The following is a 25,643-nucleotide window of genomic DNA, read 5'->3' on the forward strand; positions in this document are numbered from 1 at the left end:
TGGTAGCTCTGGTCGCCGATCTCGCGGTTGATGCCCGCGCAGTGCGCGACGACCTCGCATCCCTCGAACGCTCGCGTCAGCGCGTCGACGTCACTGGTGTCGACGCCGGTGCGGCGAGAGATGACGACGGATGCCTCGGGCCCGATCCGTTCGGCCAGGTGGCGTCCGACGAATCCGGTGCCGCCGGTGATCGCGGTTCGGGGGTGTTGAGTCATGACTGAGACCGTAGTACGCCGAGGAGACCCCAGTTGCGGACGCCGGGTTCTGGTTCGTGAGGTTCCCCCTTGTGTCCTTGAGGGCGGCCTCCGCATTCCGCTTTCGGTGGTCGGCCAGCCGCTACATCATCGACTGGAGCAGCCTCGTGGCCTGCTGGTTGTCGCTCGTCGCGAGCACGACCCGGTTTCGCGAGGCCACGTAGACGAGCGAGATGTTGATGCCCGCCCTGGCGAGGGCTCGAGCCATCCCACCGAACACACCCGGCGTGTCCAGCTCAGGCTCGGGCAACGCCGGATTGACGATGACGTCGGTCTCGGCATCGACCGTGATGTCGGCGCCCTCGAGCGCAGCCCTCGCTTCCGCGACGTCGTCGACGAGCACGTGGATGGCACCCCCTGCTCTCCATCATCGCGCAGAGGCCCTCGATGTTGACGCCCGCGTTACCGAGCGCCTCGCCGAGTCGGGCCCCCTCGCCGAGCTGATCTTCGAGGGGGACCAAGAGATCGTTCGCCATGACGGCACCTCCTTCTCGGGATGCCTCAGGTCTATGCCGGTCGGCGGGGTGCGTCAACGGCTCAGGATCGGGTGTGCGTGAGTCTCTCGACCGGCGCAGACTGACTCGCGCGAGGGCGTAGGTGCGGGCGGTGGAGCGATAGTTGCCCCTCTAACAGCCGGCAGATTTCGAGCATGGGTGGGTCGCAGGGGGCATTGTTCCAACACCACGGGTGCGGGCGGCTCTCACTCGCGAGCACAGTACCGCCTCGCCAACGCTGGCGAAACATGTTCGCTATTCTCGGCGAAGTGACCTCTCGATACCGAACTCGCCCGCAAGTGAAGTTTGCCCGCTTTCGTGAGCTTGAACAACGTCGAGCCGACGCCAGCAACACGATCTGGGCAATCATCGTTGGTTCGAAGATGGCCGCTTCGACGCTGCGGCTCACGGAAGGTTCCACGCGCACGCTCTCCGAGATCTTCCCCTCCATCGACCACGTCGCGAGGTTCGACATGCGCTCGGATAAAGCGCGGGAGCTCATTGGTGACGCCGACACGGAAATGAGCACGATGGGAATGGCTCATGCGATTGCGCTTCACGAAGACTTCGTCAAGACCTGCCTGGCGATGCTAATTCCGATTGGAAAGTTCTCGCGCTCGAAGCTCAGGAACACGAGGGCCGCGAACGCACATGAGTACTTCGCTGAGGCGACGGGTCATGAGTTCGACGTAGACGCGCTAGCGCTCTTTCACCTGACACGGCTGATTCGGAACTGCCACATTCACGCGGGCGGTCAGGTGGATCGGGCACTCGTGGGTGCTTACGAGACCCTGACCGCCGAACAGCGGACGCTCTGGGAGTCGCTCACCGGTGAGGAACTCGTCGTCCCGAGGGCGGGCGCACTCGCTCGGGTAGGGATCGGAGGGCTGGTTGCGACCCTCGCGGTGGGAAAGAGATTGTCTTACGACATCAACCTGGGTCTGCAGGCGGCTATAACGAGGCAAGGTTGGGCCGATATCGCAGCAGAGGAGTACTTCGCCCTGGGGTCCAAGTCGCCCGGAGACCAAACTGCACTGCGCTCGCTGAAGGGCTATCTAAGGGGTGGCTTCATGGCGCTTGAGCTAAATGACGACGAACTTCAGGCGGCGATCGACCGGCTCAGAGATGCCGTGTAGCGGAGAAGTAGACGCATCAGATCTCGGAAGTGAAAGTAAAAGTGGGATGCTCTGCCATTGAGCTACGGCGCCTCGAAGTGCGTCGCTAGGAATCGAACCTAGGTCTCCCGACTCTGTGAAATGCTCCGGTTGCGAGCCGGAAGGCCTAATGCCTGCATCTCCGACATTGACACTATCAGTTGCGATCCGGCTGCCACCAACATGTGCATGAATCCGCCAGCAGTTGTGTCCGCAGAGAGTGATCGCGACTTCAGGCGATCGCTCGGAGAGAGAAGCTCGTCCTCCTGCTGTACTTAAATCTTGTACTTGTTACGCCGCTTCTGGAATGCTTCCTCGCCCCCGTCGAGAATCTCGCAAGCATGCTCACGAACGCCGAACCTGCCGAGTGCAGTCGCGCTCGAGTCGTTTAGGGGTTGGGAGTGCTCCAGCGAACCTGTGAAGTACTCAAACGTGCGCCCACGCTTGTTCTTACGATCCGCTCCGTGGCGGTTCGCGACGATCACAAGTTCGGAGTCAGCTCCGATCACGAGGTTCGCATTGTGGCTCACCATGATGATTTGGCGCTCCCTTTTACGCTGCATCAGGTACGGAACGATCGTGTCGTAGATCGACCGACTATCTAGGTCGTCCTCGGGCTGGTCAATTAGGAGCGGCCAGGGTTCTTGCGATTCATTGAGGATCAGGGTGAGAGCAAATAGCGCTTGCTTTCCTGGCGTCATTGACGAGCGCCCGAAGCCTCCAATTCGATCCGTATCGAGCTCCGCTGAGAATCGCACCTCTGCAGTCACAGTCAAGACGTCAGCGGCCGTTGTGCTCGGTGTGTACCCCTTGTTCAGAGTCACTTGGCCGCTTCGCAGAGCCTCAACGAATTTCGCAGGATCACCCTGAGCCTCCTCGTATGAGACTGCCTCGCCCTTGGACTTGATGTAATCGTTCGTACTCCGCTGGCTGAATCCGACGGAGACGTGGTCCACGATGTCTGTTGGGACGGCGGTCTCAACGCCGAACTTGAGATCCGTGAGGACTCGTTCCTCTGAGTTGAAGTTCGCCTCGAATTCGGCGAGAGAATCTGAGCGATCCTTGATCGCGCCTATGGCCCTGTCAATCGCGCTCTGTTGTTGCTCCACCAAGCTGTCGTGCGACCCTCGCAGCCTAGCGATCTGATCAAGCCTCACGACCTGCTTCTTGTGGTCCGCAACGACGCTCGAAAGCTCCTGATTCGCTTCATGCTTGGCGATGAGTGCCGAATTGTCTTTCTCGATCGTCTCAATGACGGCTATGAGCTCTGCCTGTTCGCCAACGAGCGAGACCGTGGCTGCGACGAGCGTTTCCTCGACGCGAGACACAAGATCCGCCAATAGGTCCGCCCTGACGCTCTCGATCTGTGCAGCGACACTCTCGGGCAACTCGGCCGATGACGGTCGGACCGTTATCGTCGCCTGCACGGCCCCTGGACGAATCGAATGCCCATCGATACTCAGCGAGGGATCGACATATGACGCAAGCTGATCGAGTTCGATCTGGATCTGGCGCAAGCGAGACCGCTGTTCGTCGAGCTGTACTGCGACGGCTTGGTACGTCGCGACTTCGTTATCAGTCAGCTTCGCCTCAACCTTGATGCGATCGACCTCGTTCTGGAGGCGATCGCGCTCAGAGACGATGGCTGCCTCGTCCCCAACATTTGGATGTCCTGCCGCCGCTCATCAATCCGGTCGCCGAGCGCAAACCAAGCATCAATCGCCAGCCGTATCTCCGAGTTGGCGGCAGCTATCTTGCTCGTTGCGCCGTCAAAAGCCGTCTTCACCGCCGGATACGTGCGGAACAGCGCGGGCGCGATCTTCTTAGTGATCTCATCTGGTTGCTCGCTGAGTGTGTAAAGCGAGTTCTGAGGGATGTAGATCACCTTGCCGGCCGTGGCTTCGCCGGACTGCCACTCGACCTCGCACTTGACGTGTGAGACGTCCTTCCATGAGTACCCCGCCGCCGGCCCAGCGAGTCTTGGGTCGCCGAGGCCATGTGCCTCGACCTGAAGTCGAACAGTTTCGGCCGGGTCAACGGAATGCGCGATGTGAGCGAGAAGCGCGGACTTGCCAGATGACCTGCTTCCGATGATCGAATTCAGGTTTCGGTTGAGCAGGACCTCGCTCGGGAAATCCGTTGTCCCAGAAAACTTGACCTTTGAGATGACCTTGTAGGGCTCCTTCTGGTCGGGCTCTGCGGGTTGAATCGAGACGCGCTCACCCGGCTCCACAAGGGTTTGCTGTAGGCCTGCAAATGTGGGGTCCGCCTTGATCCAGGTGACGACCTGGCGAGTGCTCTGATCTGACGTGGCCCTGCCCAGCCAGTCTTCGAGGTCATCGAAGCTGTGGGCATCGCATCCGCCAAAAACGGGCTTTGGTATAGACGGCTGCCCAGCATCCTCATATCGGTCGGTTGTCAGGAAGTAGCGGGTGTTGGATGGATCCTTGCCGAAGATCGCGTGCACGTCCTTATCGATCTCGTCAGCAAGATTTGCCTTCCGCAGCTGGCCGGACTCCGCTCGAAGTCCGTTGTTGTTTGCGGGGGCGACATAGATCAAGTAGTCGGTCGGCTCGGCCTTGTCTCCGAAAGTGTCCGTAAACGCAGCTTTGATATCTGATCGCGTCACGGTTGCCGTGTTGAAGTCACTACCTTCGAGTTCGGTGCACGCCTTTTTTCGTCCGTACCCGTCGGAAATCTGCGTCTTTAGCCTCGACAGGAATTCCGTGATTTTCGCGGTCGTGACGCTGTCGCGGAAGATGACATGAAAGTCGACCATCTGAGTGTCGCGGTTGACAGTTTCATTCAGCCGCAGCTCGACGTTGACGAGGAACAGTTTTTCTGAGGTGGGGTGGCGTTCTTTGAAGCGCTCAATGAATGCGACCGACTGGGACGATGTGAAGTAGTCGGTAATTCCGAAGGCGGCGACGTCGGATGCTTCCAAGATGTCGGCGAACCGATCCAGGTCGTCGCCACCTGCGGCCTTCGCATACGAGTCATTGAGCTTCGTGCCTGGCACGTGCACGTGAAGATCCCACTTGCGCCACTCGGACCCTCGCGGATACTTGTTCACTACTCACCTTTCAGAACGCCCGGGGCCGGTAGCCGCTCGAATGGCGCGCGAGTTTCTTCGCGCACCATACGGCGCACGGTCTTGATTGGCCTCAGGCTCCCTCGCCTACTGGCAGGGAAAATACCAGCGGCCCGTCCCAGTGCCGTCCGGTCAGCGTATGGGCAGCGCATCGTGGCAGGTGCCCAGCAGGGCCGCATTTTCAGAACTTGCCCACAAAGGGGGGTAGGCACACGCTTGGAAGGAGTGGGAATACTGCTGGATCGTCCACGTTGAACTTGAGCGTACCCCGCTCAACTCTCCAGGAGGATTGGTGTCCGAAGACTTCAGCCCCGAAGCCGGCGCGAGCTCGTTCGACGAGTTCCTCAGCCGGTACCTTGCAGGCGAACAGGCGCGCCAGGCGCGTTCGATCGACCTCAGCCGTTTCCTGACGGCGCGCACCCAGGGCATCCTGCAGCGCGCCGGCAAGTTCGCGATCGAGCGCGGCCAGACCGAGCTCGACGCGCTGCACATCCTGCGCGTGATCGTGGAAGATGCCGCCGTCAAGCAGGCGATCGCCCGCGTCGGCGTCGCCCCCGAGCGGCTCATCACCGCGACCGAGGCGCGGCTGCCCGCGGCATCCGATGTCGCTGACATCAACTCGGCCACGATCACGCCGAGCGCGAGCCGCGCGCTGTTCCACAGCTACCAGGTCGCGCGCTCGAGCGGCTCGACGTACATCGACCCCGAGCACCTCTTCTTCGCGCTCGTGCTCGGGCAGGATGCCCCGGCCGGCCAGGTGCTCGCGCGCGCCGGCGTCACTGCCGAGGCGCTCACGCAGGGCATGCGTGAGACGGTCACGGCCGATGGCGACGACCTCGAGGGCATGACGGATGTCGCGGGCGGCAACGCCGAGGCATCCGACACCCCGATGCTCGACAAGTTCGGCACGGACCTCACGGCGCTCGCCGAGAACGGCGAGCTCGACCCCGTGATCGGGCGCGTCGACGAGATCGAGCAGACCATCGAGATTCTCAGCCGCCGCACCAAGAACAACCCGGTGCTCGTGGGTGAGGCCGGCGTCGGCAAGACCGCGATCGTCGAGGGCCTCGCCCGCGCGATCGTCGAAGAGCAGGTGCCCGAGGCGCTGCTCGGCAAGCGCGTCATCTCGCTCGACCTGCCCGGCATGCTCGCCGGCACCCGCTACCGCGGCGACTTCGAAGAGCGCCTCACCAAGACGATGGACGAGATCGCCGCCAACAAGGGCGAACTCATCATCTTCGTCGACGAGGTGCACACCGTCGTCGGCGCGGGTGGCAACGGCGGCGGCGACGGCATGGATGCGGGCAACATCCTGAAGCCGCGCCTCGCACGCGGCGACCTGCACCTCGTGGGCGCGACGACGCTCAAGGAGTACCGCACCATCGAGAAGGACCCCGCGCTCGAGCGCCGGTTCCAGCCGGTGAAGGTGGGGGAGCCCTCGATCGAGGATGCCGTGCTCATCATGCACGGCCTGCGCAGTGCGTACGAACAGCACCACGGCATCGAGTACACGGATGCCGCGCTGCGGGCCTCCGTCGAGTTGAGCGCGCGCTACCTCACCGACCGGGTGCTACCCGACAAGGCGATCGACCTCATCGACCAGGCCGGGGCGCGGTTGCGGCTCAAGCTCGGCGTGAAGACGGATGTCTCCGCGCTCATCGCGCGACTCGCCGACCTTGAGGCCGACAAGAACGCCGCGGTCAGTGCCGAGCACTACGAAGAGGCGTCGCGCATTCGCGACGAGGTCGCGAAGGTGCAGGCGAAGCTCGATGAGGCGACGGCCGCCGGTCGAGTAGCGACGCAGGAGCGTATCGAGACCCCGTCACCTGGTCTCGATACGGCCGCGGGCGGCCTACTCGACCGGCGCACCGTCATCGACGAGGCCGAGATCGCCGCGGTGATCTCGCGGGCCACCGGCATCCCGGTGAACCGCCTCACCGAGGGGGAGCGCGACCGGCTCGCGGCCCTCGAAGAGGAGCTGCACTCGCGCGTCATCGGCCAAGACGACGCAGTGACCGCCGTCGCCAAGGCCGTGCGCCGCAATCGCACGGGCATGGGCGACGCGCACCGGCCGGTGGGTTCGTTCCTGTTCCTCGGCCCGACGGGTGTCGGCAAGACCGAGCTCGCCAAGGCGCTCGCGTCGAGCCTGTTCGCCGACGAGGCATCCGTGATTCGCTTCGACATGAGCGAGTTCGGCGAGCGGCACACGGTGTCGCGTCTCGTCGGTGCCCCTCCCGGATACGTCGGCTACGACGAGGCCGGCCAGCTCACCGAGCGCGTGCGGCGCAACCCGTATTCGATCGTGTTGTTCGACGAGATCGAGAAGGCGCACCCCGACGTGTTCAACCTGCTGCTGCAGGTGCTCGACGACGGTCGCCTGACCGACGGCCAGGGTCGCACGGTCGACTTCCGCAACGCGGTGATCGTGATGACCTCGAACATCGGCTCGGAGTTCCTCGCATCGCGGTCGGGTGCGCTCGGCTTCGTCGCCGGGGCGGATTCCTCGGGCTTCAGCTCTGAGAAAGACCTGCGCGACCGCGTCATGGGCAAGCTGCGCGAGGCCATGCGGCCCGAGTTCCTGAACCGCATCGACGAGATCGTGCTGTTCGAGAAGCTCGACCAGCCGCAGCTCGAACAGATCGTGCGCCTCATGCTCGGTGCCTCGGCGGCGCGACTCGCGTCGCGCGAGGTCGCCTTCGAGGTGACGGATGCCGCGGTGTCGCTGCTGGCCGAACGGGGCTACGAGCCCGAGTTCGGTGCCCGCCCGCTGCGCCGCGTCATCCAGCGCGAGATCGACGACCGCATCGCCGACCTCTTCGTCACCGGAGCCCTCGGCGACGGCGAGGGCGTGCGAGTGGATGCGGTCGACGGCGAGTTCGCCGTGGCACCCGTGCCGAACGCAACGGTCACGTTGCCGCAGGCGGCGTGACGCCGGTCGAGTAGCGAAGCGTATCGAGACCCCGCAACCAGGTCTCGATACGGCGCTGGAGCGCCTACTCGACCGACGAACGCCCGGCCCTCATTTCGAGGGCCGGGCGTTCGTGCTCAGCGTACGCTGGCAGGCGCAAGAGATGCTTCGCCGCGCCTGGCCGGATGAGGTCCGCGGCTGATCGCTCACCCACGGCCTTCGCCGCATAGTGTGCGAGCTACCAGCCCATCGAGCCGGGGCCGCCCTTGAAGGGGCCCACCACGCCGTGCGTGATCCATCCGCCGTAGAAGCCTCCCGGCTGTGGAACGACGGTCTCTCCGTCGACGATGCATCGATCGACGCGACCCGCGTACACCGCGATCCGCCCGGCCAACACCTCGAACCCGGGCGATGGCGACGGGTAATCCCACGCTGCGCGCTCGGCCCGGTGCCCGCCGGCGAGCACGTCGAAGTAGCGCGCGGACCCCTTGAACTCGCAGAACGATGAGCCGTGGCCTCGCACCACGGAGTCGGACGCGAAGGCCGTGAGCGGCAGGTAGTAGACGGGCGGGTGGCTGGTCTCGAGCACGCGCACGACGTCGGACGTGTCCACCAGCACGGCGCCGCCGAGTTCGATCGTGACGCGCACGTCGACCGCTTCGACGGCCGGCGGGCGGGGATAGTCCCACACGGACTCCTGTTCGGGGCCGGCCGGCAGGGGAGTGGGTCGCATGCTTGGATGTTACGCCGGGAACCCCAGGTGCACGCCAGCGTTTCAGCCTCCGAGTTACGGCGACGGTGCTCCAGTCGGTCTGGCATTCCGTGCACTCCTGCAGCACGGGGAAGGCTGCGGCATCCGCTCGGCCTCTCTTGACGACCGTTGCTGCCGGCGGCGGCATTCGAAGGCGGTGACGAGCGCCCATCCGGCCGCGTGAACGACACCGTGCGTTCACCATGCAGACGCATTCCCGTCACCGGCGAACGGTCGAGTACGAGCGACCCCCGTTCAGCCCGTCAGGAGCGCCCGAATGCCCGTGCCCCGTTCAGTCCGCAGAAGCGCCGCGATGCTCGCCGCGCTCGCGGTCTCCGCTTCAGGAATCGCGATCGCCGCGACGCCGTCGATCGCCCTCGGCGCCGATCCCGATGTCGTGATCAACGAGATCTGGTACGACGGATCGCCCGCCGACGCCATCGAGCTGTACAACTCCTCCGCAGCAGCCGTCGACGTGTCGGACTGGAAGGTGCAAGACGAAGACCGCGACCCGCTGAAGACCGGCACCATTCCGGCCGGCACGAGGATCGAGCCCGGCGGCTACCTCGTGCTCGCGAAGGACGCCACACCGCTCGGCTTCCCGTTCGGGCTCGGCAAAGGCGACGAAGTCGTGCTTCTCGATGCCGCGGGCGCGGTCGTCGACAACCAGCCGTACGAGGCGACTGCACCGCTCAGCGACTGGTCGCGTTGCGCCGACGGCGGCGAGTGGGCTCACGCCACCGAGGTCACCCTCGGAGCGGCGAACGTCTGCGCCGAGCCTGACCCCGAGCCCGGCAGCGTGCTGCTCAACGAGATCGACTCGGGCCCGGCCGACTGGATCGAGCTGATCAACCCCGGGGCGGGCGACCTCGACCTGTCGGGCTACGAGATCCGCGACAACTCCGACGACCACCGCTGGTTCTTCGCGCCCGGCACGACCATCGCGGCCGGCGCACGACTCGTCGTCGAGGCATCCACCGCGGGTGTCGACGTGAACGGCGCCCCGCAGGTGTTCCAGGCGGCCATCGGTATCGGCGGTTCGGACTCCATCCGGTTGTACGACGCCGCGGGCACGCAGCTCGACATCTACGCATGGGCGGCGCACCCCGCGATCGACGGCGACGAAGCAGCCGCGAGCTGGGCGCGCTGCCCCGACGCGACCGGCGGCTTCGCGCTCGCCAAGGTGACGAAGGGCGAGCCCAACATCTGCGTGCTGCCGTCGGTGGCCGTGAACGAGGTCGAGTCCAACGGTGACGCGACCGACTGGGTCGAGGTCGTCAACACCGGCTCGCAGCCCATCGACCTCACGGGCTGGACCCTCATGGACAGCGACCCGATCGGGCACGCCACCGACGTCACGCCCGTCGCAGCCGGCACGACGCTCGCCCCCGGCGCGTTCTTCGTCTTCGACGGTGGCACGCACTTCGGCTTCGGGCTCGGGGGAGCGGATGTCGCAAGCATCCGCAACGCCGCCGGACTTACGGTCGTCGAATACGCGTGGGCCGACCACGCTGCGGTGACGTGGGCGCGCTGCCCCGACGGCACCGGCGATTTCGCTGCTGCAACCCTCGCCACCAAGGGCCAGCCGAACTCCTGCGGCACGGGCGAGCCCGACCCGACCGCAGCCGCGTGGCCCGGCTCGGCCGACGTCACCGTGATCGATGAGGTCACGATGTTCGAGGGCGATTCCTCCGGCCTCGACGCGCAACAGACGGCCGACGGCGTCGTGCTCTGGGCGGTCGACAACGGAACGGGTCTGTTCTGGAAGCTCGACGCGAGCGCCGACGGTTCTGCCGCCTTCGCCGACGGGTGGAGCGCGGGCAAGCGAGTGCGCTTCCAGCGCGACGCCGAGAACGCCGCCGCGGCGGGCCCCGACGCCGAGGGCATCACCGTCGACGACGCCGGGCGGCTCTACATCGCCTCCGAGCGCGACAACTCCAACAAGGGCGTCAACCAGAACGTCATTCTCGCGGTCGGCCCCGACGCCGAGGGCCCCGACGTCGTCGCCGATCAGGAGTGGGACCTCACCGCGTCACTGCCGCAGGTCGCCGCGAACACGGGCCTCGAAGCGGTCGAATGGGTGCCGGATGCCGCGCTCGAAGGTCTGCTCGTCGACGCCAACACCGACGCACCCTACGACCCGGCGGTGTACGCAGGCCACGGTGACGGCCTGTTCTTCGTCGCCGTCGAAGATAACGGCGTCGTCTACGCCTACGCCCTGAACCCCGACGGAACGAGCGAGCAGGTCGCGGCGATCGATCCGGGCCTCGGCGGCGTCATGGCGCTCGACTACGACACCGTGCTCGACCGGCTGTGGGCGCTCTGCGACAACGGCTGCGATGGCCGCGGCGCCGGCATCACCTTCACGGGCGCGGCACCGACGATCGAGCTCTTCGCTCGCCCCGCCGGCATGCCGAACCTCAACAACGAGGGCTTCGCCACGGCGCCCGCATCGCTCTCGGCGGCAGTGGATGCTGAAGCGGCCGTCGCGTCGGGCGAGGCAGCCGCGGCGCCGCTCGCTCGCGTGAGTGCAGCAGCGGATGCCGCGGCGACCGTGCGCCCCGCCTGGTGGTTCGCCGATGGCGAGCAGCCCGCTGCGCTGCGCGCAGGCACGGTGCCGGGCGCGGTGCCGGGCGGCGAGCCCGGTGGGCAGCCCGGAACGCCCGGCGGCGGCAACGGAACCGGCGGTGGCAACGCTGGCTCTGGTTCAGGCTCGGCTTCAGGATCGGCTGGCGCGCTCGCGTCGACCGGCGTCGATTCCGCGCTGCTCACGTTCGGGATGTTCGCAGCGCTCGCCGTCGCCCTCGGCGCGGCCATGCTGCTGCTCGCGCGACGGCGTCAGCGCGCCTGACCGCGTAGCCCGCAGCTCAGCCGTGGCGCCGGATGGCCCGGTGCCGCGGCTGGTCGAACGCGTGCTGCATCGTCGGTCACGACGACGCCGGCGGCATGCTCAGCTCAGCCAGTCGGGCGATGCCCGGCTTCGCGTGGGTCTGCAGGCGGCCGAGAGCGTCGTCGAGCTGGGCGGAGCGCTCGACGTCGGGCGGGATGCGGGCGGGATTCGTCGCGACCTGGGACGCCCAGCTGGCGATGTCGGGCTCTGCTCCGAACGACGTGGCATTGCGGGCACCCACGACGGTCATGCGGGCCCACGCGACCATGGAATCGGGATACGGCGACGGCGGGCAGAGTCGGTTCTTCTCGTCGTCGTCGCGGCGGGTGGCCTCGACGTATCCGGTGAGCGCCGCCCCGAAGCAGGGGAAGCCCGAGCGCACCGGTTGAAGCGTGATCGTGCCGGGCGCCCAGATGGGCACGAGAGGACGGCGGATCAAGCCGTCGCCGGCGCAGTGCACGATGAGCGTATCGTCGGGGATCGCGAGAGATCCGCGCTCGAAGTCGACCAGGCCTCGTTGCGCACGCCGGATGTGGCCGAGGCGTACGACGTGCTCGATCATTCGCAGCAGCTCGAGTTCCCACATCGCCAGGGTGGGCGTCTTGGCCATCGCGGGCATCACCGAGCGGTCGATGCGAAGCATGATGCCGGCGTCCTCCAGTCGCAGGAACAGGTCTTCGAGCGATGCCGCCGACTCAGCGGCCTGCATCGTGTCGGCGACCATGCCGAGGAACACCTCGGGAACAGGCTGGATCACCGCCCGGTTGAGCATCCACGGGTCACGCGGTCGCACCCAGATGATCGCGTCGGGGTCGACGCCGCGCGCCAGCAGCCAGATGCAGGCATCGGTCGCCGTCTTGCCCGAGCCCGCGATCAGGTACCGGCTCGGAGGTTCCTCGATATGTGCGAGCTCGTTGACCGGCACCACTCGGGCATCGTCGAATGCGAATGGTGGCGCTACCTCGGCCGGCACGAGCGGGGCGAGATAGTGGGCGTCGACGACGCGGCATCGCCCTGGCACGGTGAACCGATCACCCGACACCCGCGAGACGAACGTGCGACCGCCGACGTACTCGGTGCCGGCGAAGAACTCGACCCGGCCGGAATCGATCATGCGGTCGGCCAAGACGTGCTCGAAGTACGCGCACACCTCCGACTTGGTCGCTCGCTCCTGCAATCCGGCCTCCGGCCCGCGGTGCTGCACGCGACCGCCGCCGAGGAGGGTCGAGGCGACCCCGTACAACACGGATGCCTGGTGCAGGCGCACGAACGGATATGCCTCGAGCCAGTGGCCGCCGACGCCGTGGCGGCGATCGATGAGGGCGACGCGCACGTCGCCCTCATGGTCGATCAGGGCGTCGGTGAACGCCATGCCCATGGCCCCGGCCCCCACCACGAGATAGTCGACATCGACCGTGCTGTTCATGAGACCACTCCGCTCTGGGCAGGCTGCGCACACCGGCATCCAGTTCGCTGCGCACGCGAGAAATTCTCACGAACACTGTGGTCTCAGGATCCTCCGGTCGGCGACCGTGCACAATCACCGACCTGGCCGAGTTCTCGGGCTCTCGGCATGCGTGCCGAGCGCGCGCTCGGTCACCGCGAACGCGACGCAGCGAGCTCAGAAACCCTCGCCCGACGCCGGGTCTTCATCGGTGATGACGCCGGTTGGCTCGCTCTCGCGCACCGTGTGCTGCGAGCCGAACGTCGCGGCGAGCTCACGGCCGGCGTCGATCGCCTCGTCACGACTCGCAAAGCTCTGCGACAGCTCGGGCGAACCCTCGACGACGTTCTCCCATTGCCCGCGGTTCGAGCGGGTCTCGACATCTCCGTCAGCCATGTGCATTCCCCTCCCGGGCGCGACAGGCGCGCCCACTCGCGACGATACGCCGCCGCTCGGCCGTGTGGCTAGGCAGTACCGCCCCTAGATCACCGTGGTGCCGCCGTCGGCGACGAGCTCCATGGTGGAGAGCCGCACCCAAGAACCTTCTAGTTGACGCCGCTGCCCACTTGGCCGGGGAGGACCGCGCTCGACACCACGTCGAAGAGATGGTCAGCGCGTAGCGCGAGCGAGGGCTGATCGTAGATCCATGCAAGCGAGGCGACCAGCGCGAACAGGTCGGTACCGTCGATGTCGGTCCGCGCTACGTTCGCGGCCTGGGCGCGGTCGAGAAGTCGCGTGCCTGCATCATGTAGCCCAACGCACGCTGCATGCAGTGCGGAGTCGGCGTCCTCGAGCGCCGCCGTCAGTAGCGTCGTGGCACCCCGGTATTCGTGGGTAAGCGCGACGACCCCGCGGAGCCACGCAAGTAGTGCCTCCTCGGGGGCACTCGACTTCTCGAGGTCCGCCGCCTGAGTGGTCAACTGGTCGACATCCGTGCGGAGCAATGCCTCGAGCAGTGCCTCTCGCGTCGGGAAGTGGCGGTACAGCGTGCCGAGCCCGACGTCCGCTTTGCGGGCGACGTCGCGCAACGACGCATCGGCGCCCTGCTCGGCGACGACGTCACGTGCGACCGAGAGCAGTCGGTCGTAGTTCTTCTGCGCGTCGGCTCTCATGTGTCTCCGGATCGATGCGTGGGGCAGGCGCTCCGTGAATCGGTGCACCGATCCACTGAGGGTAGTCGTGGTCGCGGATGCCGGGAACCTGCCGCGCCTATCGCTTGAGGGCGGCAAGCATCGCGCGGATATCCTTCACCCGCAGGGTCCCGCGGTCATATCTTCAGCGTTCCTTCCGACGAGGCCGGGAAGTAGTGGCCGTTGTCCAGGTCCGCCAGCAGGCCGGGGTGAGCGGGTTCCCAACCGAGGGTCTGGCGGGTGATGAGGTTCGTCGTCGGGTAGCTCTGCGTGACGATGTTCGCGATGAACCCGAAGTACGCCGGGATCATCAGTTCGTCCAGCGGAATGCTGACGGCGGGAAGGTTCAGGCGGCTGCCGATGGCTTCGGCGATCTGGCGGAGCGGGATGCCTTCGTCTCCCACCGCATGCCAGTACTTGCCTGCCGGGCCCTTCTCCAGCGCCAAGCGGAACAAGGGAGCGACGTCTCCGATGTGCACGGCGTTCCACATGTTCGCGCCGTCCCCGGGGTAGCCGGCGTAGCCGTTCTGCTTCGCGAGCGCGATCAGCATGGGGAGGAAGCCGGCGCGGTCGGTCGTGCCGTGCGCGATATTGGAGATTCGCACGACCGACGATCGCACGCCTTGCTCGGCGAGGCCGATGACGACGGTTTCGACGGCGTTGCGCACCCGGAGGGTGCCCTTGTGCTCGTCGCCGACGGGAAGGGCCGGATCTTCTTCGGTGGATGGCCGGCCGAGCTGACCGGGCGACCCTATGCTTCCCGCTACGACCAGTGGCTTTCCAGTGCCCGCGAGCGCCTCGCCATACGCCAACATCACGGGGAGCTCCGCCTCGGTCACCGCGTCCATTCCTCCGGACGGAAGCAGATCTTGTCGGTGGGCGACGTGGATGACCCCGTCGGAGTCGGCGGCTGCCTTCTTGAGCCCGTCGAGGTCTCGAAGATCGCCGCGGCGCACCTGCGCCCCCAGCGCCGACAGCGCTGCCGCCGAAGCGTCCGACCGGGCTAAGCCGGTGACCTCATGCCCGGCGGCGATGAGCTCGGGGATGATGTACGAACCGGAATGGCCGGTCCCGCCAGTGACTAGGACGTGCATGGTGCTCCTCGGTACGACGGATGGTTGGTGATGAGTGCGCTCAGCTGAAGATGCTGACGCTGAGGGCGTGGTCGAACCCCACGCCGTTCTGGGCGAGGCCGATCGTCAGCGGCCCGACCGCCTCCAGGTAGCGGGCCATCTCGAGACCGCCGACATCGAGCGGTCGCAGTCCGAGGCTCGTGATGAATGACGACACGCTGGCCTTGGCCTGCGTGTCGTCTCCGGCGACGAACACGTCCAACGGTCGTCCCTGGGTCAGGACGTGGCCGAAAACAGTGTTGAACGCCTTCACGACGTGCGCGCTGTCGGGAGAAGCCTTGGCGATCTCCTTTGCACCGAATGTGCCTTCAGGAGTGACGAGTTCAAGGTCGGCGTTGAAGGTGTTCGTGATGTCGACGATGACCTTGCCAGCCAGAGCAGCCCCGTACTCAGTGACGACCTCGACAGCGCTGGCGTACGGCACGGCAAGGACGACGATATCTCCCGTAGGAACGGAGCCGAATCGGCCAACCCGGGCGCCACCGCCGAGCGCGGCAGCCAGGCCCTGGGTCTTCGTCGCGTCTCGGCCGATGAGTTCGACGGCGTGGTCGGCGGCAATCGCGCGAGCTGCAATGGCGCTGGCCATGCTTCCCAGGCCGATGAAACTGATGCTGCTCATACTGAGTGCCTTCTTTCTCTTGGTTGAATCGAACTCTGCTAACCGGAGCGGTAGTCCGATTATGCGGGGCAGTGCTCCGTTAAGCAAGGGTGACCCCAGATGGGCGACCGATTGCTTTGTTCTCCCGAGTCGTGGGGTTGTGGGGTCGCGCGCGGGCCGGGTGCCATCGCGGAAGGGAATCCAGACGAGGGCGCCCAGCCGACGCGCTCAGATCACCGTGGTGCCGCCGTCGGCGACGAGCTCCATGCCGTTGACGTAGCTCGAGTCGTCAGAGGCGAGGAACAGTGCGATCGACGCGATCTCCTCTGCGGTGCCCATCTCTCGCCGCGGGATCACGGACTCGAACATCGCCTTCATCTCGGCGCTCAGCACGTCGCCCATCATCGGCGTCGCGACCGAGCCGGGCGTCAGCACGTTCACCCGGATCCTCCTGTCGCGCAGCTCGGCCACCCAGACCCGCGCGTAGGCGGGCAGCACGGCCTTGCTCGCGGCGTACACGCTCCAATCGGGGTAGCCCCGGAGCGAGGCGTTCGACCCGGTCATGAAGATCGAGCCGCCATCGTTGAACAGTGGCAGTGCCTTCTGCACCGTGAACAGCGTGCCGCGCGCGTTCAACGAGAAGGCGGCATCGAACTGCTGCTCGGTGATCTCGCCGAGCCTGCCCTGCTCACCGCCGCCGGCGCTCGTCCACAAGACATCGATCGAGCCCTTCTCCTGCTTGACCGTCTCGAACAGGCGGTCAAGGTCATCGAGATCGGCCGAGTCGGCCTGCACGCCAGTCACGTTCCGGCCAATCAGCTTCACGGCTTCGTCCACCGCGTCCTTTCGCCGACCGGTGATGAAGACGTGAGCGCCTTCGTCGACGAACAACTTGGCGCCGGCTAACGCCATGCCACTTGTCGCGCCGGTGATCACTGCGACCTTGCCATCGAGCTTTCCCATGATTACTCCGTTCTTCCGAGATTGACGCCGAGGGAGATGTTGAACCCCAGACCGTTCCGGGCCAGGCCCATCTCCAGCAAGCTCGCGCTCTCCAACCAGTGCGCCATGCTCAGGTCGCCGGCGTCTCGAGGGCGAAGTCCGAGGCTGGCGATGAACGCCGAGACGCTCGCCTTGGCCCGTCTGTCATCGCCGGCCATGAACACATCCACGGGGTCGCCCGAGGCGAGGACGTGGCTGAAGAGGGTGTTGAACGCCTTCACGACGTGGGTGCTGGCGGGCGCGGCGTCGGCGACCATCTGCGCGACGGAGGTGTCGTGAGGCACGGCCAGCCCGGTGGCGTCGGCGTTGAAGGGGTTCGTGATGTCGACGACGATCTTGTCGGCCAGCCCCTCCCCGTACTCGCTGACGACCGGCACGGCGCCCGCGAACAGCACGGCGAGAATGACGATGTCCCCGCTCGGCGCGGCGCCCCACGCTCCGGTTGTAGCGCCGTTGCCGAGCGCCCGGGCCAGGGCGCCAGCTTTGTCCGCGTCCCGACCGATGACCTCGACGGTGTTGCCTCCCTTGAGGGCGAGGGCGCCGATGGCTCTGGCTATGCTGCCCGAGCCGATGATGCTGATGTTGCTCACTTTGTGCTCCTTCATGTGTCTGTTCGGTTGGCCTTCGGGTTCTCGCTGGGCTCCATTCGTGCCTCAAGTTGAGGTACCCCTCCGGATATTTGGATTGAACCGGAGGGGTGCCTCATCTATTCCGAGTGACGGCGCGAAGTTCGCGGGGGAACCAGACCGGAGGCAGCCCTCGGCTTCCGGGGTACATTGGCAGCGTGAGCACCAGCGACATCGAGCCGGCGCCGAGGCCCCGGCGCCGGGATGCCCAAGAGCGCCATGACCGGCTCATCGTCGCGGCACAGCGCGAGTTCGCCGCTCGAGGCGTGGATGCCTCGTTGGAGAAGATCGCTCGCGACGCGGATGTCGCCATCGGCACGCTGTATCGCCACTTCCCGACTCGCCTCGACCTGCTCTTGGCTGCCCTCGAGCCTCGACTTCGGGAGTTCAGCGAAGGATCCAAGAAGGCACTGGAGATCGACGATCCGTGGCAGGGGTTCGTCTCCTACCTCGAGAACCTGTTTCGCGTGCAGGCGGGCGACCGAGGTTTCAACGACTTCCTCTCCCGCCGCTTCCCCGGCAGCGCTGACACCGAACGCATCCATGACCAGATGTGTCGACAGATCGACGACGTGCTCACCCGAGCCCAAGAAGCCGGCGAGGCGCGCGCCGACATCACGCTGGCCGACATCGTCAACCTCATCTGGTCGAACGGCCGCATGATCGACGCCACCAGCACCACCGCCCCCAACGCGTGGCGGCGTCAACTCCACCTCATGCTCGACGCCTACCGCGCTCAGCGTGCGCATCCGATTCCCGAGCCACCGATGACGGAACAGCAGCTCTACGACGCCATGGTGCGCCTCAGCACGGCGGGCTGAGCAGTCACCTCTGCAGCATCGCTAGGCGACCTTGTCGGCGTGCCGGTGCACGACGCGCCAGCCGACCGGCTCGAGCCGGTATACCTGAGTGGCGCGCAGGGTGAAGGTGCGCGGCGCTCCGTCGATCGACGCCGAGACGCGCTCGTAGCCCACGGTGTAGGCCATCTCGCCGCGCACGTCGAAGGCGATCAACTCGAACGCGTAGTCGGCGCAGTTCGAGAAGCTCGCCGAAAGCTCTGCGAACGCGTCGACCAGCTCTGCGCGATCGGCGGCGTTGCGCCAGGCACCGAGCACAGTGACCGGCTCGCCCTCCGACCAGATCGCGCGGCGCGGGCCGTCGTCGCCGTCGAACATCGCACGCTCGGCCCGCACGAACTCGCTGTGCAGCCACACCAGGAACTCTTCGCGGTCGCTCATGCCTCTCAGAATGCTCCGGTCTGCCGCCGCGCACAATCACCAAGGCACCGGCTCCACCGCGGGTATCGTGATCGGGTGAACAGCACCGGTCTCAGCCATGTCACCTTCATCGTTCGCGATCTCGACCGCATGGAGCAGGTGTTGACCGCCGTGCTCGGCGCAGTGCGTGTCTACGACAGCGGCTCCGAGACGTTCTCGCTCTCGGAGGAACGGTTCTTCCTCATCGGCGATGGCGATGCTGCGACGTGGGTCGCCATCATGCGCGGTGACTCGGAGCTGCCGCGCACCTACAACCACGTCGCGTTCCAGGTGCAGCGGGAGGATCTGCAGTCGCTGCGGGCGACGATCGCCGGACTCGGGCTCGACCTCCGTCCGCCGCGCTCGCGGGTCGCGGGCGAAGGTGACTCCATCTACTTCTACGACGACGACGGTCACCTCTTCGAGCTGCATGCCGGCTCGCTGCGCGAACGACTCGCGGAGTACTCGCCGAGCACGTCAGGTGGCCACGGCGCGCCCTGACCCAGCAACCGCCCTGCTGTAAGCGGCGGTACCGAAGTACCGAAGTACCGGACGATGCAGACACGAACGCCCGGCCCCCACGAGGAGGGCGGCCGGGCGCTCGCCGCATTCGAGCCGAAGGCTACGCCTGCTTCTTGCCCCGTCGCGCGGTGATCGCGAGCACGACGCCGATCGCACCGACGAGCAGGCCGCCGATGCCGAGCACCCGTGCGAGCACGTCGTCACTCGAACCGGTGGCGTTCTCGGATGCCGCCGCACCCGTGGTGTCGGCCTCGTGCTCGGCCGGGGCATCCGCTGCGACCGCCGCGCCGTGGCCGTCGCCCGTCGCCTCGGTGACCGTGACCACGGGGGCGGGATGCTCAGGCTCCGCCTCGCCCGCCTCGGCGATGGCGCTCCAGTCGGTCTGGCCCTCGGTGCACTCCTGCAGTACCGGGAAGGCCAGGGTCTCGCCCGCGGCATCCGCCGGCAGCTGCAGCGACAGCTCTATGACGTCGCGCAGTTCGCTCGGCAGCGGGGTGACCGCCGTGTAGACGACCGAGCTCACGCGCTCGGTGATGTTCGCGCCGTGCGAGTCCTTGCGCGGCGCGTCGAGCTGCTCGACGACCTTCTCGATCGTCCAGCCCGGGTTGACGGTGGGAGTGACCCGGTCGATGCCCTCGGGCATCGTGAACGTGAGCCGCGTGGTGGGGCTCTCGCCGCAGCCGTGCGGTGTGCCGAAGCTCAGCACGGTGTAGGCGCCGGCGGCGGTGTCGCTGGGGTCGACGTTGACGTGGGCGCTCGCCGCGAGCGGGGCGGCGAGCGCGAGGGCGGTGCCTGCGCCGAGGGCGAGGGCGGCGGCGAGGGTCGTGCGAATCCTGGGGTTCATGTCTCTGCTTTCAGGGGTGTGCGAACGGGCACACGATCGACGTGTGGTTCGTAGCGTTCGCGAATGCGGATGTGTCAGCGTGTCGCCGCGAGCGCGGCGAGGTGCTGACGTGGCGGGCCGCGGTACCGCAGAGCAGTGCAGAGCAGAGAGGTGGCATCGGGGCCGACGTCGCGCGGCGCGGCCGGCGCGAGATGCGCCCGCAGTGGCGGCACGAGCGGTGCGGCGAGCACGATGCGGGCGATTCGGATGCCGCGGGCCGCGAAGCGCACGGCGTCGTGCATGCGATCGGCGAGCGCCACCGCGAGGATCGTGAGCAGGGCGGCGACGGCGTGTGCCACGAGCATGGCGGGGCCGAAGTGCTCATCGTGCACGGGAGCGGCGCTCGAGAAGAACGACCCCGCGCCCGATGAGTGGTGCTGGCCGGAAGCCGGCGACGGGGCAGGCGCAGAGCCGATCGCTCCCGCCCTCGGGGTCAGCGAGTAGAGCGCGTGCAGCGCGAGCTGGGCACCGACGGCGGCGAGCGCCGCGCGCGGCGTGCTCTGTCGGCCGCCGACGATCACGATCGCGAACGGCGCCGAGAACGCCAGGGCCAACGCGATGGTCACGGCCCCGGGCGGCGAGCCCCCGCCGACCGTGTGCGCGAGCGAGGCGAACACGATCGCGGTGCCGGCGACGGTGAGCGCCCGCATCACCTGAGCGCCACGACGGATCTGCACCCTGCGAGTCTACGGTTGCGGCATCGATTGCCGAAGCGCAATGCGGCGGATCACGGCTGATGCGGCGGCGAGCTGCGGCGCTTGCGCTCGTGCGCCCAGATCGCGAGCTCGACGCGATTGCGCGCATCGACCTTCGTCATGATGCTCGCGAGGTGGGTCTTCACGGTGCTGAGCGAGATGTGCAGCTCGCTGCCGATCTCGGCGTTGCCGAGCCCCCGAGCGACGGCGGCGAGCACGTCTTCCTCGCGCTCGGTGAGCGGCGACGACAGGTCGGTTGCCGGCTCGGCGGCGGAACCGGCGAACGCCTCGATGAGGCGCACGGTGACGTTCGGGTCGATGAGCGCATCGCCTCGAGCAGCGGCGTGCACCGCCTCGCTGAGCAGCACGGCACCGGCGTTCTTCAGCAGAAAGCCGCGGGCGCCGGCGCGCAGCGCGGCGTAGACGTACTCGTCGAGGTCGAACGTCGTGATCACGACCACGGGCAACGGGTCGGCGACGCCGGGCCCCGCGAGCTGCCGGGTCGCTTCGAGACCGTCGGTCACCGGCATCCGAATGTCGATCAGGCAGACATCGGGTCGGATGCGTCGCGCGAGCGCCACGGCCGCTGCCCCATCGGATGCCTCGCCGACGACCTCGATGCCCGGCTGCGCGTCGAGGATCATGCGCAGCCCAGCGCGAATCAGCTCCTGGTCGTCGGCGATCAGCACCCGCACGCTCATGCCGACCATCCCGCCCGCGGCAGCACGGCCGTCACGGCCCATCCGCCACCAGGAATCGCGCCCGCCTGGCATGTGCCGCCCAGCAGCGCAGCACGCTCGGCCATGCCGGTGAGCCCGTAGCCGGGCAGAGCGGATGCCGCGGGCGCGCCGTCGTCGCGAACGTCGAGCCGAACCCCGGCCCCGTCGACGTGCACGCGCACCACGACGCGCGTCGCCCCGCGGGCGTGCCGCCGGGCGTTCGTCACCGCCTCCTGCGCGAGCCGGTACACCGCGGCGCCGACCGCCGGCGGCAGCGCATCGAACTCGCCCTCGACGTGCACCTCGACCGCGGGGCCGCCAGCCTCCGATCGGGCGAGCGCTGCGAGGTCGGAGGCGCCGGGCACGGGCGCGAGCCCCGCGGCATCCGCTCGCCTGAGCACCCGCACCATCGAGCGCATCTCGTCGAGCGTGCGCGACGCCTCGACCTCGATGACGCGCAGCACCTCGGCCGCGGCATCCGGATCATGCGGTGCCACCGCTGTGCCCGCCTGCGCCTGGATCGCGATCGCCGACACGTGGTGCGCGACCGTGTCGTGCAGGTCTCGCGCGAGCTGCTCGCGCTCGAGCGACCGCACGCGGTCGAGCTCGCGCGACTTCGCCGACGCGCGCCAGCGGAACGCGACGCCCAGGGTGACCGTCAGCACCACCACCGCGAGGCCGCCGATGAGGTCGACGGGCGTCATGACGCGGTACAGCAGGGAGAGGAACGAATTGGCCACGACGATCGCGCCGCCCGCGAGCATCGCTCGACCGGTGCCCCAGCGCATCACCGCGTAGACGAGCACGAGGAAGTACGCGGTCGTGATGAATTGCGGCTCACCGCCAACGACCACGCTGACCACGGCGCCGACGGCGAAGGCGATCGCGACCATGGCGAGCGGCCGGGTGCGGCGCCACAGCAGCGTTGGCACGAGGGCGATGAGCACGATCGCCCAGATCCAGCGCCACGGCACGTCGGGCCGGGCTGCCGCCTCGATCAGCACGAGGGGCGGAATGACGCCGACGAGCAGCCAGTCGCGCCAGACTCGGCGAGGCGGCCGGGGTGATGCCGCCGGTGCGTCCCACAACGCGCGGAGTGGGCTCGTCATGCCCTCATGATAGGCGGGCACGTGCCGCCGCCGACCGTTGTGCCCTGCGGCGGATGATGACCTCGGCGATCACGAGGTTGATCACCCATCCGGCGCCCATCAACATTGCGTGAGCGAGTTCGGCGGGCGGGCCGAACACGGCCGTCCACGGGAGCAGCGTGAAGACCTGCGTGCCGGCGCCGAGGCCGATCGCATACGCACGCGTCATCCAGGCGCTGTGGGTGCGCACGTCGCCGCGGCGAATCGCGAGGAAGGCGACGACGATGCCGGCGGCCATCGCAGCGCCGAAGACGAGGCGCATCGTGAAGAGCACTCCGCTGCCGGTCGCCGGAATGTCGTAGAAGAGTGTCATCCAGAGCGCGGAGAGCGCCGAGATGAGCCCGGCGAGCGCCACGATGCGTCCGGCGATGCGGTGCCAGCGACGGCGACGCAGCGACGGCGCGAACTGCAGTGCGCCGAGCACGAGGAACACGACCGAGCTGACGATGTGCACGATCACGGGGGCGGGCGAGTCGAAGAACCGCGCGTTGGCGGCGGTCACCGCCGCGCCGCCCGTGAGCTCGGTGAGACGCGCGGCGCCACCCGCGATCGGCACGAGGCTGAGCGCGATGAGCCCCGCGGGGGCCAGCCACTCGGGGCGCCCTCGGGGTGGTCGGCTCGGGGCACGTGGCGTTCGCGTCTTCGATGCAGTGGTCATGCCTCGATGCTGGCGCCACAGTGCCGACGCCCGCTTCGGCCACGTGGTCCGAACCGCCTCGGCCGTTCGGCCGATGCGCGTCAGGCTACGACGCGGGCTCGCCGTCGCTCAGGCAAGCGCCCTCTCGGGTTCGCGGAGGCCGTAGACGTCGGTGCGGTCGATGCGCCCGCGCACGAAGATGATCGCGATGACCGCCATCACGACGACCGCACCGTTCTCGAGATTCGCGATGCCCACGAGCGGTCCGGGGTGCAAGGAGGAATCGGCAGCCGTGTCGATGCCGCCGGAGAGCAGGATCAGGCTGGGGTCGGTCGAGGCGTGCAGCAGGATCGGCCAGATCAGGTTGCCGGTCACCCGCAACGTCACGTACATGATCACACCGAACGCGAAGGCGTACCCCACGGTCAAGGCGACGACGAGCGGCGGCTGGCCCGACAGGATGTTTCCCGAGTGCAGCAGTCCGAAGATCAGCGACGACAACAGCATGACGGATCGCTCGCCGTAGCCGCCGCGGCGGAGCAGGTCGACGGCGAAGCCGCGGGTGGCCAGCTCTTCGGTGAACCCGATGCAGAGGCCGGCGACGAGCACCGCGACCACGGCACCGGCATCCCATGCGGCGTAGTCCACGCTCACGAAGCGAAGGATGTTGAAGATCACGAGCACGATCACGATCGCCCACATCCACCACGAACCGCGGATGGGCTGGCGGCCGAAGAGCTCTTTCAACCATCCGAGTGACCACGCGAAGAGCAGGAGCAGCAGGCCGGCGACGACGATGGGGGCGGCAAGGGTGATCAGCACGCTCTGCGCGTTCGCGTACACGTTCTCGTCGACGAGGTGGCCGAAGAGCGCACCGATCGCGAGCCCCGCCAGTTCGTACAGCCCCCAGTAGACGGCCGCGAGCACGAGCGCCTTCCACCATCCGCCGCGGTCCCAGAAACGCCCCCAGGCCGATCGCGACTCGAGCTGCTGGTGCGTCATGAGTTGTCCCCTCGGATCCAGCCCCTGCAACCGAAGCTCCTGCCGAAAGACTATTGCTCGAAAGTGCCTTGGCTCGGTCGGCGGCGCGCGAGCAGCGTGGCGTCGTGCACGTCGAGGGTGACGCCGTCGCGCACCATCGTTCGCGGGCGCTGCTCGACCACGATGGGCTCGAAGTCGGCGGGCAACGCCGGTACCAGTTCTTCGGCGAGGAACATCGCGTCGCGATGGCTCTTCGTCAGCTGCGTGAACACCCCCGACGGCGCGTGGCCGACGACGAGCAAGTGCCCGCCGGGACCAACGGCGTGCGCCAGCCGGCGCGCGACATCCGTCATTCCACCGTCTGGCGGATGCAGGAAGTGAGTCGTGACCAGATCGTAGGATCGGCCGTCGGCTGCGAACTCGCGGGCGTCGACCTGCCACCACTCGGTGCGGTCGGCGACGCCGGCCTCCTCGGCATGTCGCGCGGCACGGGCGAGCCCATTGGCCGAGAAGTCGGCGCCCGTGACGTGCCACCCCTGCCGGGCCAGCCAGATCACGTCGCCGCCCTCGCCGCAGCCGACGTCGAGTGCGGTGCCCGGGCTGAGCTTCGACGCCTCGGCCACGAGTTGCGCGTTGGGCTTGCCGCTCCACACGTTCTGGCCGCCCGAGTATCGCTCTTCCCAGCTCTCGGGCTCGAACATCTCGGTCGGTTCGGCGCCAGCCTCGTGCCGGTGGTCGTGCTCAGTCATGTGCTTCCTTCCGCTGCTCGACGAGCGTACGGAGCCGCAGCACGAATGGCACGCCGCGTTGCCGCTTCGGCAATTCGCGTTCAGCCCCGGGGGAAGATCTGGGTTTCTGGTCGCTGCATGTATTCCATCGCTGCAACGAACTCCGGGTCGCCGAAACGGCGCTCCATCTCCTCGACCGTCACGTCTTCGACGCGGGTCTGGATCCACCACACGTTGCCGAACGGATCGCGCACTCGCCCGACGAGATCGCCGAAGGCCAGGTGGGTGACCTCTGAGATCGAGACACCGCCCGCCTCGACGGCCTGGCGGTGCACGGCGCGGGCGTCGTCGACGTACAGCCGAAGGAACGCGGGGGTCGCCGGCCAGCTCGGGTCGCCATCGAAGAGCATCACGATCGCGTCGCCGATGCGTACCTCCGCGTGCCCGATCACCCCGCGGGCGTCGCTCACACGGCCGAGTTCCTCCGCTCCGAACGCCGCTCGGAGGTAGTCGATGACGGCGGCCGTGTCGCGGGAGATGATCCATGGCGTGACGGTCGTGTAGCCCTCGGGAATCGCGTTGACAGTCATTTCGATTGG

Annotated in this window: 26 protein-coding genes; 5 read left to right on the plus strand and 21 right to left on the minus strand. The window is 67.4% G+C overall.

Annotated elements, in window-relative coordinates; genetic code table 11:
- Together H521_RS22710 and H521_RS25030 are read right to left on the minus strand one after the other, a co-directional pair.
- A partial coding sequence (locus tag H521_RS22710) for an NAD-dependent epimerase/dehydratase family protein (protein ID WP_040424422.1) occupies positions 1-215 on the minus strand: 215 nt, incomplete at its 3' end.
- A 121-nt stretch (positions 216-336) separates the two neighbouring features.
- Positions 337-597 (minus strand): hypothetical protein, encoded by a 261-nt coding sequence (locus H521_RS25030; protein WP_051159260.1) that lies wholly within the window; start codon positions 595-597, stop codon positions 337-339.
- Positions 598-996: 399 nt separating this feature from the next.
- Between H521_RS25030 and H521_RS0110060 the strand changes: the two genes are divergently transcribed.
- Complete coding sequence (locus H521_RS0110060; RefSeq protein ID WP_156891365.1) at positions 997-1,884, plus strand: hypothetical protein; 888 nt, start codon at positions 997-999, stop codon at positions 1,882-1,884.
- A 293-nt stretch (positions 1,885-2,177) separates the two neighbouring features.
- Here the strand turns inward: H521_RS0110060 and H521_RS0110065 are convergent, their stop codons facing one another.
- Both H521_RS0110065 and H521_RS0110070 read right to left on the minus strand, forming a co-directional pair.
- Complete coding sequence (locus H521_RS0110065) at positions 2,178-3,419, minus strand: hypothetical protein (protein WP_156891367.1); 1,242 nt, start codon at positions 3,417-3,419, stop codon at positions 2,178-2,180.
- Between the two features lie 62 nt (positions 3,420-3,481).
- Entirely contained in the window at positions 3,482-4,975 is a 1,494-nt protein-coding gene (locus tag H521_RS0110070; protein WP_156891368.1) for a hypothetical protein, read from the minus strand.
- A gap of 310 nt (positions 4,976-5,285) precedes the next feature.
- Between H521_RS0110070 and H521_RS0110075 the strand changes: the two genes are divergently transcribed.
- Positions 5,286-7,922 carry an ATP-dependent Clp protease ATP-binding subunit gene (locus H521_RS0110075; protein ID WP_022892896.1) on the plus strand — a complete coding sequence of 879 codons (2,637 nt, stop codon included), beginning with the start codon at positions 5,286-5,288 and terminating at the stop codon, positions 7,920-7,922.
- Positions 7,923-8,139: 217 nt separating this feature from the next.
- Here the strand turns inward: H521_RS0110075 and H521_RS0110080 are convergent, their stop codons facing one another.
- Positions 8,140-8,634, minus strand: coding sequence for a DUF427 domain-containing protein (locus H521_RS0110080; RefSeq protein WP_022892897.1), 495 nt, complete (start codon positions 8,632-8,634; stop codon positions 8,140-8,142).
- 295 nt (positions 8,635-8,929) lie between these two features.
- Between H521_RS0110080 and H521_RS25040 the strand changes: the two genes are divergently transcribed.
- Positions 8,930-11,503, plus strand: coding sequence for a lamin tail domain-containing protein (locus H521_RS25040; protein ID WP_245560970.1), 2,574 nt, complete (start codon positions 8,930-8,932; stop codon positions 11,501-11,503).
- A gap of 76 nt (positions 11,504-11,579) precedes the next feature.
- Here the strand turns inward: H521_RS25040 and H521_RS0110090 are convergent, their stop codons facing one another.
- The 7 genes from H521_RS0110090 to H521_RS0110120 form a co-directional block, all read right to left on the minus strand.
- Positions 11,580-12,968: an NAD(P)-binding protein gene (locus H521_RS0110090; RefSeq protein WP_022892899.1), complete on the minus strand. Its 1,389-nt coding sequence runs from the start codon at positions 12,966-12,968 to the stop codon at positions 11,580-11,582.
- A 195-nt stretch (positions 12,969-13,163) separates the two neighbouring features.
- Positions 13,164-13,382, minus strand: coding sequence for a DUF2188 domain-containing protein (locus H521_RS0110095; RefSeq protein WP_022892900.1), 219 nt, complete (start codon positions 13,380-13,382; stop codon positions 13,164-13,166).
- A gap of 149 nt (positions 13,383-13,531) precedes the next feature.
- Positions 13,532-14,098 (minus strand): TetR/AcrR family transcriptional regulator, encoded by a 567-nt coding sequence (locus H521_RS0110100; protein WP_022892901.1) that lies wholly within the window; start codon positions 14,096-14,098, stop codon positions 13,532-13,534.
- A 155-nt stretch (positions 14,099-14,253) separates the two neighbouring features.
- The gene (locus H521_RS0110105; protein ID WP_022892902.1) at positions 14,254-15,210 is read right to left on the minus strand and encodes an SDR family oxidoreductase; all 957 of its coding nucleotides are present in this window, start codon (positions 15,208-15,210) and stop codon (positions 14,254-14,256) included.
- A gap of 40 nt (positions 15,211-15,250) precedes the next feature.
- A complete protein-coding gene (locus H521_RS0110110) occupies positions 15,251-15,868 on the minus strand; it encodes an NADPH-dependent F420 reductase (protein WP_022892903.1) in 618 nt (205 codons plus the stop codon).
- 207 nt (positions 15,869-16,075) lie between these two features.
- On the minus strand, positions 16,076-16,810 hold the full coding sequence (locus H521_RS0110115; RefSeq protein WP_022892904.1) for an SDR family NAD(P)-dependent oxidoreductase: 735 nt from the start codon (positions 16,808-16,810) through the stop codon (positions 16,076-16,078).
- 2 nt (positions 16,811-16,812) lie between these two features.
- A complete protein-coding gene (locus tag H521_RS0110120) occupies positions 16,813-17,439 on the minus strand; it encodes an NADPH-dependent F420 reductase (protein WP_026482145.1) in 627 nt (208 codons plus the stop codon).
- Positions 17,440-17,633: 194 nt separating this feature from the next.
- On the opposite strand from H521_RS0110120, the gene H521_RS0110125 reads away from it, so the two are divergent.
- On the plus strand, positions 17,634-18,296 hold the full coding sequence (locus tag H521_RS0110125) for a TetR/AcrR family transcriptional regulator (protein WP_022892906.1): 663 nt from the start codon (positions 17,634-17,636) through the stop codon (positions 18,294-18,296).
- 21 nt (positions 18,297-18,317) lie between these two features.
- On the opposite strand, the gene H521_RS0110130 is transcribed toward H521_RS0110125, so the two are convergent.
- Positions 18,318-18,713: a nuclear transport factor 2 family protein gene (locus H521_RS0110130; protein ID WP_022892907.1), complete on the minus strand. Its 396-nt coding sequence runs from the start codon at positions 18,711-18,713 to the stop codon at positions 18,318-18,320.
- A gap of 75 nt (positions 18,714-18,788) precedes the next feature.
- On the opposite strand from H521_RS0110130, the gene fosX reads away from it, so the two are divergent.
- Positions 18,789-19,232 (plus strand): FosX/FosE/FosI family fosfomycin resistance hydrolase, encoded by a 444-nt coding sequence (gene fosX, locus H521_RS0110135; protein ID WP_022892908.1) that lies wholly within the window; start codon positions 18,789-18,791, stop codon positions 19,230-19,232.
- A gap of 121 nt (positions 19,233-19,353) precedes the next feature.
- Here fosX and H521_RS22725 read toward each other — a convergent pair whose 3' ends face one another.
- From H521_RS22725 to H521_RS0110175, 8 genes are all read right to left on the minus strand, one after another.
- A complete protein-coding gene (locus H521_RS22725; protein WP_022892909.1) occupies positions 19,354-20,097 on the minus strand; it encodes a YcnI family copper-binding membrane protein in 744 nt (247 codons plus the stop codon).
- Positions 20,098-20,171: 74 nt separating this feature from the next.
- A complete protein-coding gene (locus H521_RS25045) occupies positions 20,172-20,813 on the minus strand; it encodes a hypothetical protein (RefSeq protein WP_022892910.1) in 642 nt (213 codons plus the stop codon).
- Positions 20,814-20,863: 50 nt separating this feature from the next.
- The gene (locus H521_RS0110150; RefSeq protein ID WP_026482146.1) at positions 20,864-21,532 is read right to left on the minus strand and encodes a response regulator; all 669 of its coding nucleotides are present in this window, start codon (positions 21,530-21,532) and stop codon (positions 20,864-20,866) included.
- Positions 21,529-22,659, minus strand: coding sequence for a sensor histidine kinase (locus H521_RS0110155; protein WP_022892912.1), 1,131 nt, complete (start codon positions 22,657-22,659; stop codon positions 21,529-21,531). The genes H521_RS0110150 and H521_RS0110155 overlap by 4 nt, the downstream gene beginning before the upstream one ends.
- 4 nt (positions 22,660-22,663) lie before the next feature.
- Positions 22,664-23,356 carry a DUF2306 domain-containing protein gene (locus H521_RS0110160; RefSeq protein ID WP_022892913.1) on the minus strand — a complete coding sequence of 231 codons (693 nt, stop codon included), beginning with the start codon at positions 23,354-23,356 and terminating at the stop codon, positions 22,664-22,666.
- Positions 23,357-23,464: 108 nt separating this feature from the next.
- Positions 23,465-24,337, minus strand: coding sequence for a CPBP family intramembrane glutamic endopeptidase (locus tag H521_RS0110165; protein ID WP_022892914.1), 873 nt, complete (start codon positions 24,335-24,337; stop codon positions 23,465-23,467).
- A 50-nt stretch (positions 24,338-24,387) separates the two neighbouring features.
- Positions 24,388-25,065, minus strand: coding sequence for a class I SAM-dependent methyltransferase (locus H521_RS0110170; protein ID WP_022892915.1), 678 nt, complete (start codon positions 25,063-25,065; stop codon positions 24,388-24,390).
- A gap of 80 nt (positions 25,066-25,145) precedes the next feature.
- Positions 25,146-25,634 (minus strand): VOC family protein, encoded by a 489-nt coding sequence (locus H521_RS0110175; RefSeq protein WP_022892916.1) that lies wholly within the window; start codon positions 25,632-25,634, stop codon positions 25,146-25,148.
- Positions 25,635-25,643: the final 9 nt, after the last annotated feature.

It is taken from the genome of Agromyces subbeticus DSM 16689 (assembly GCF_000421565.1).
In the GTDB taxonomy this organism is placed as follows: domain Bacteria; phylum Actinomycetota; class Actinomycetes; order Actinomycetales; family Microbacteriaceae; genus Agromyces; species Agromyces subbeticus.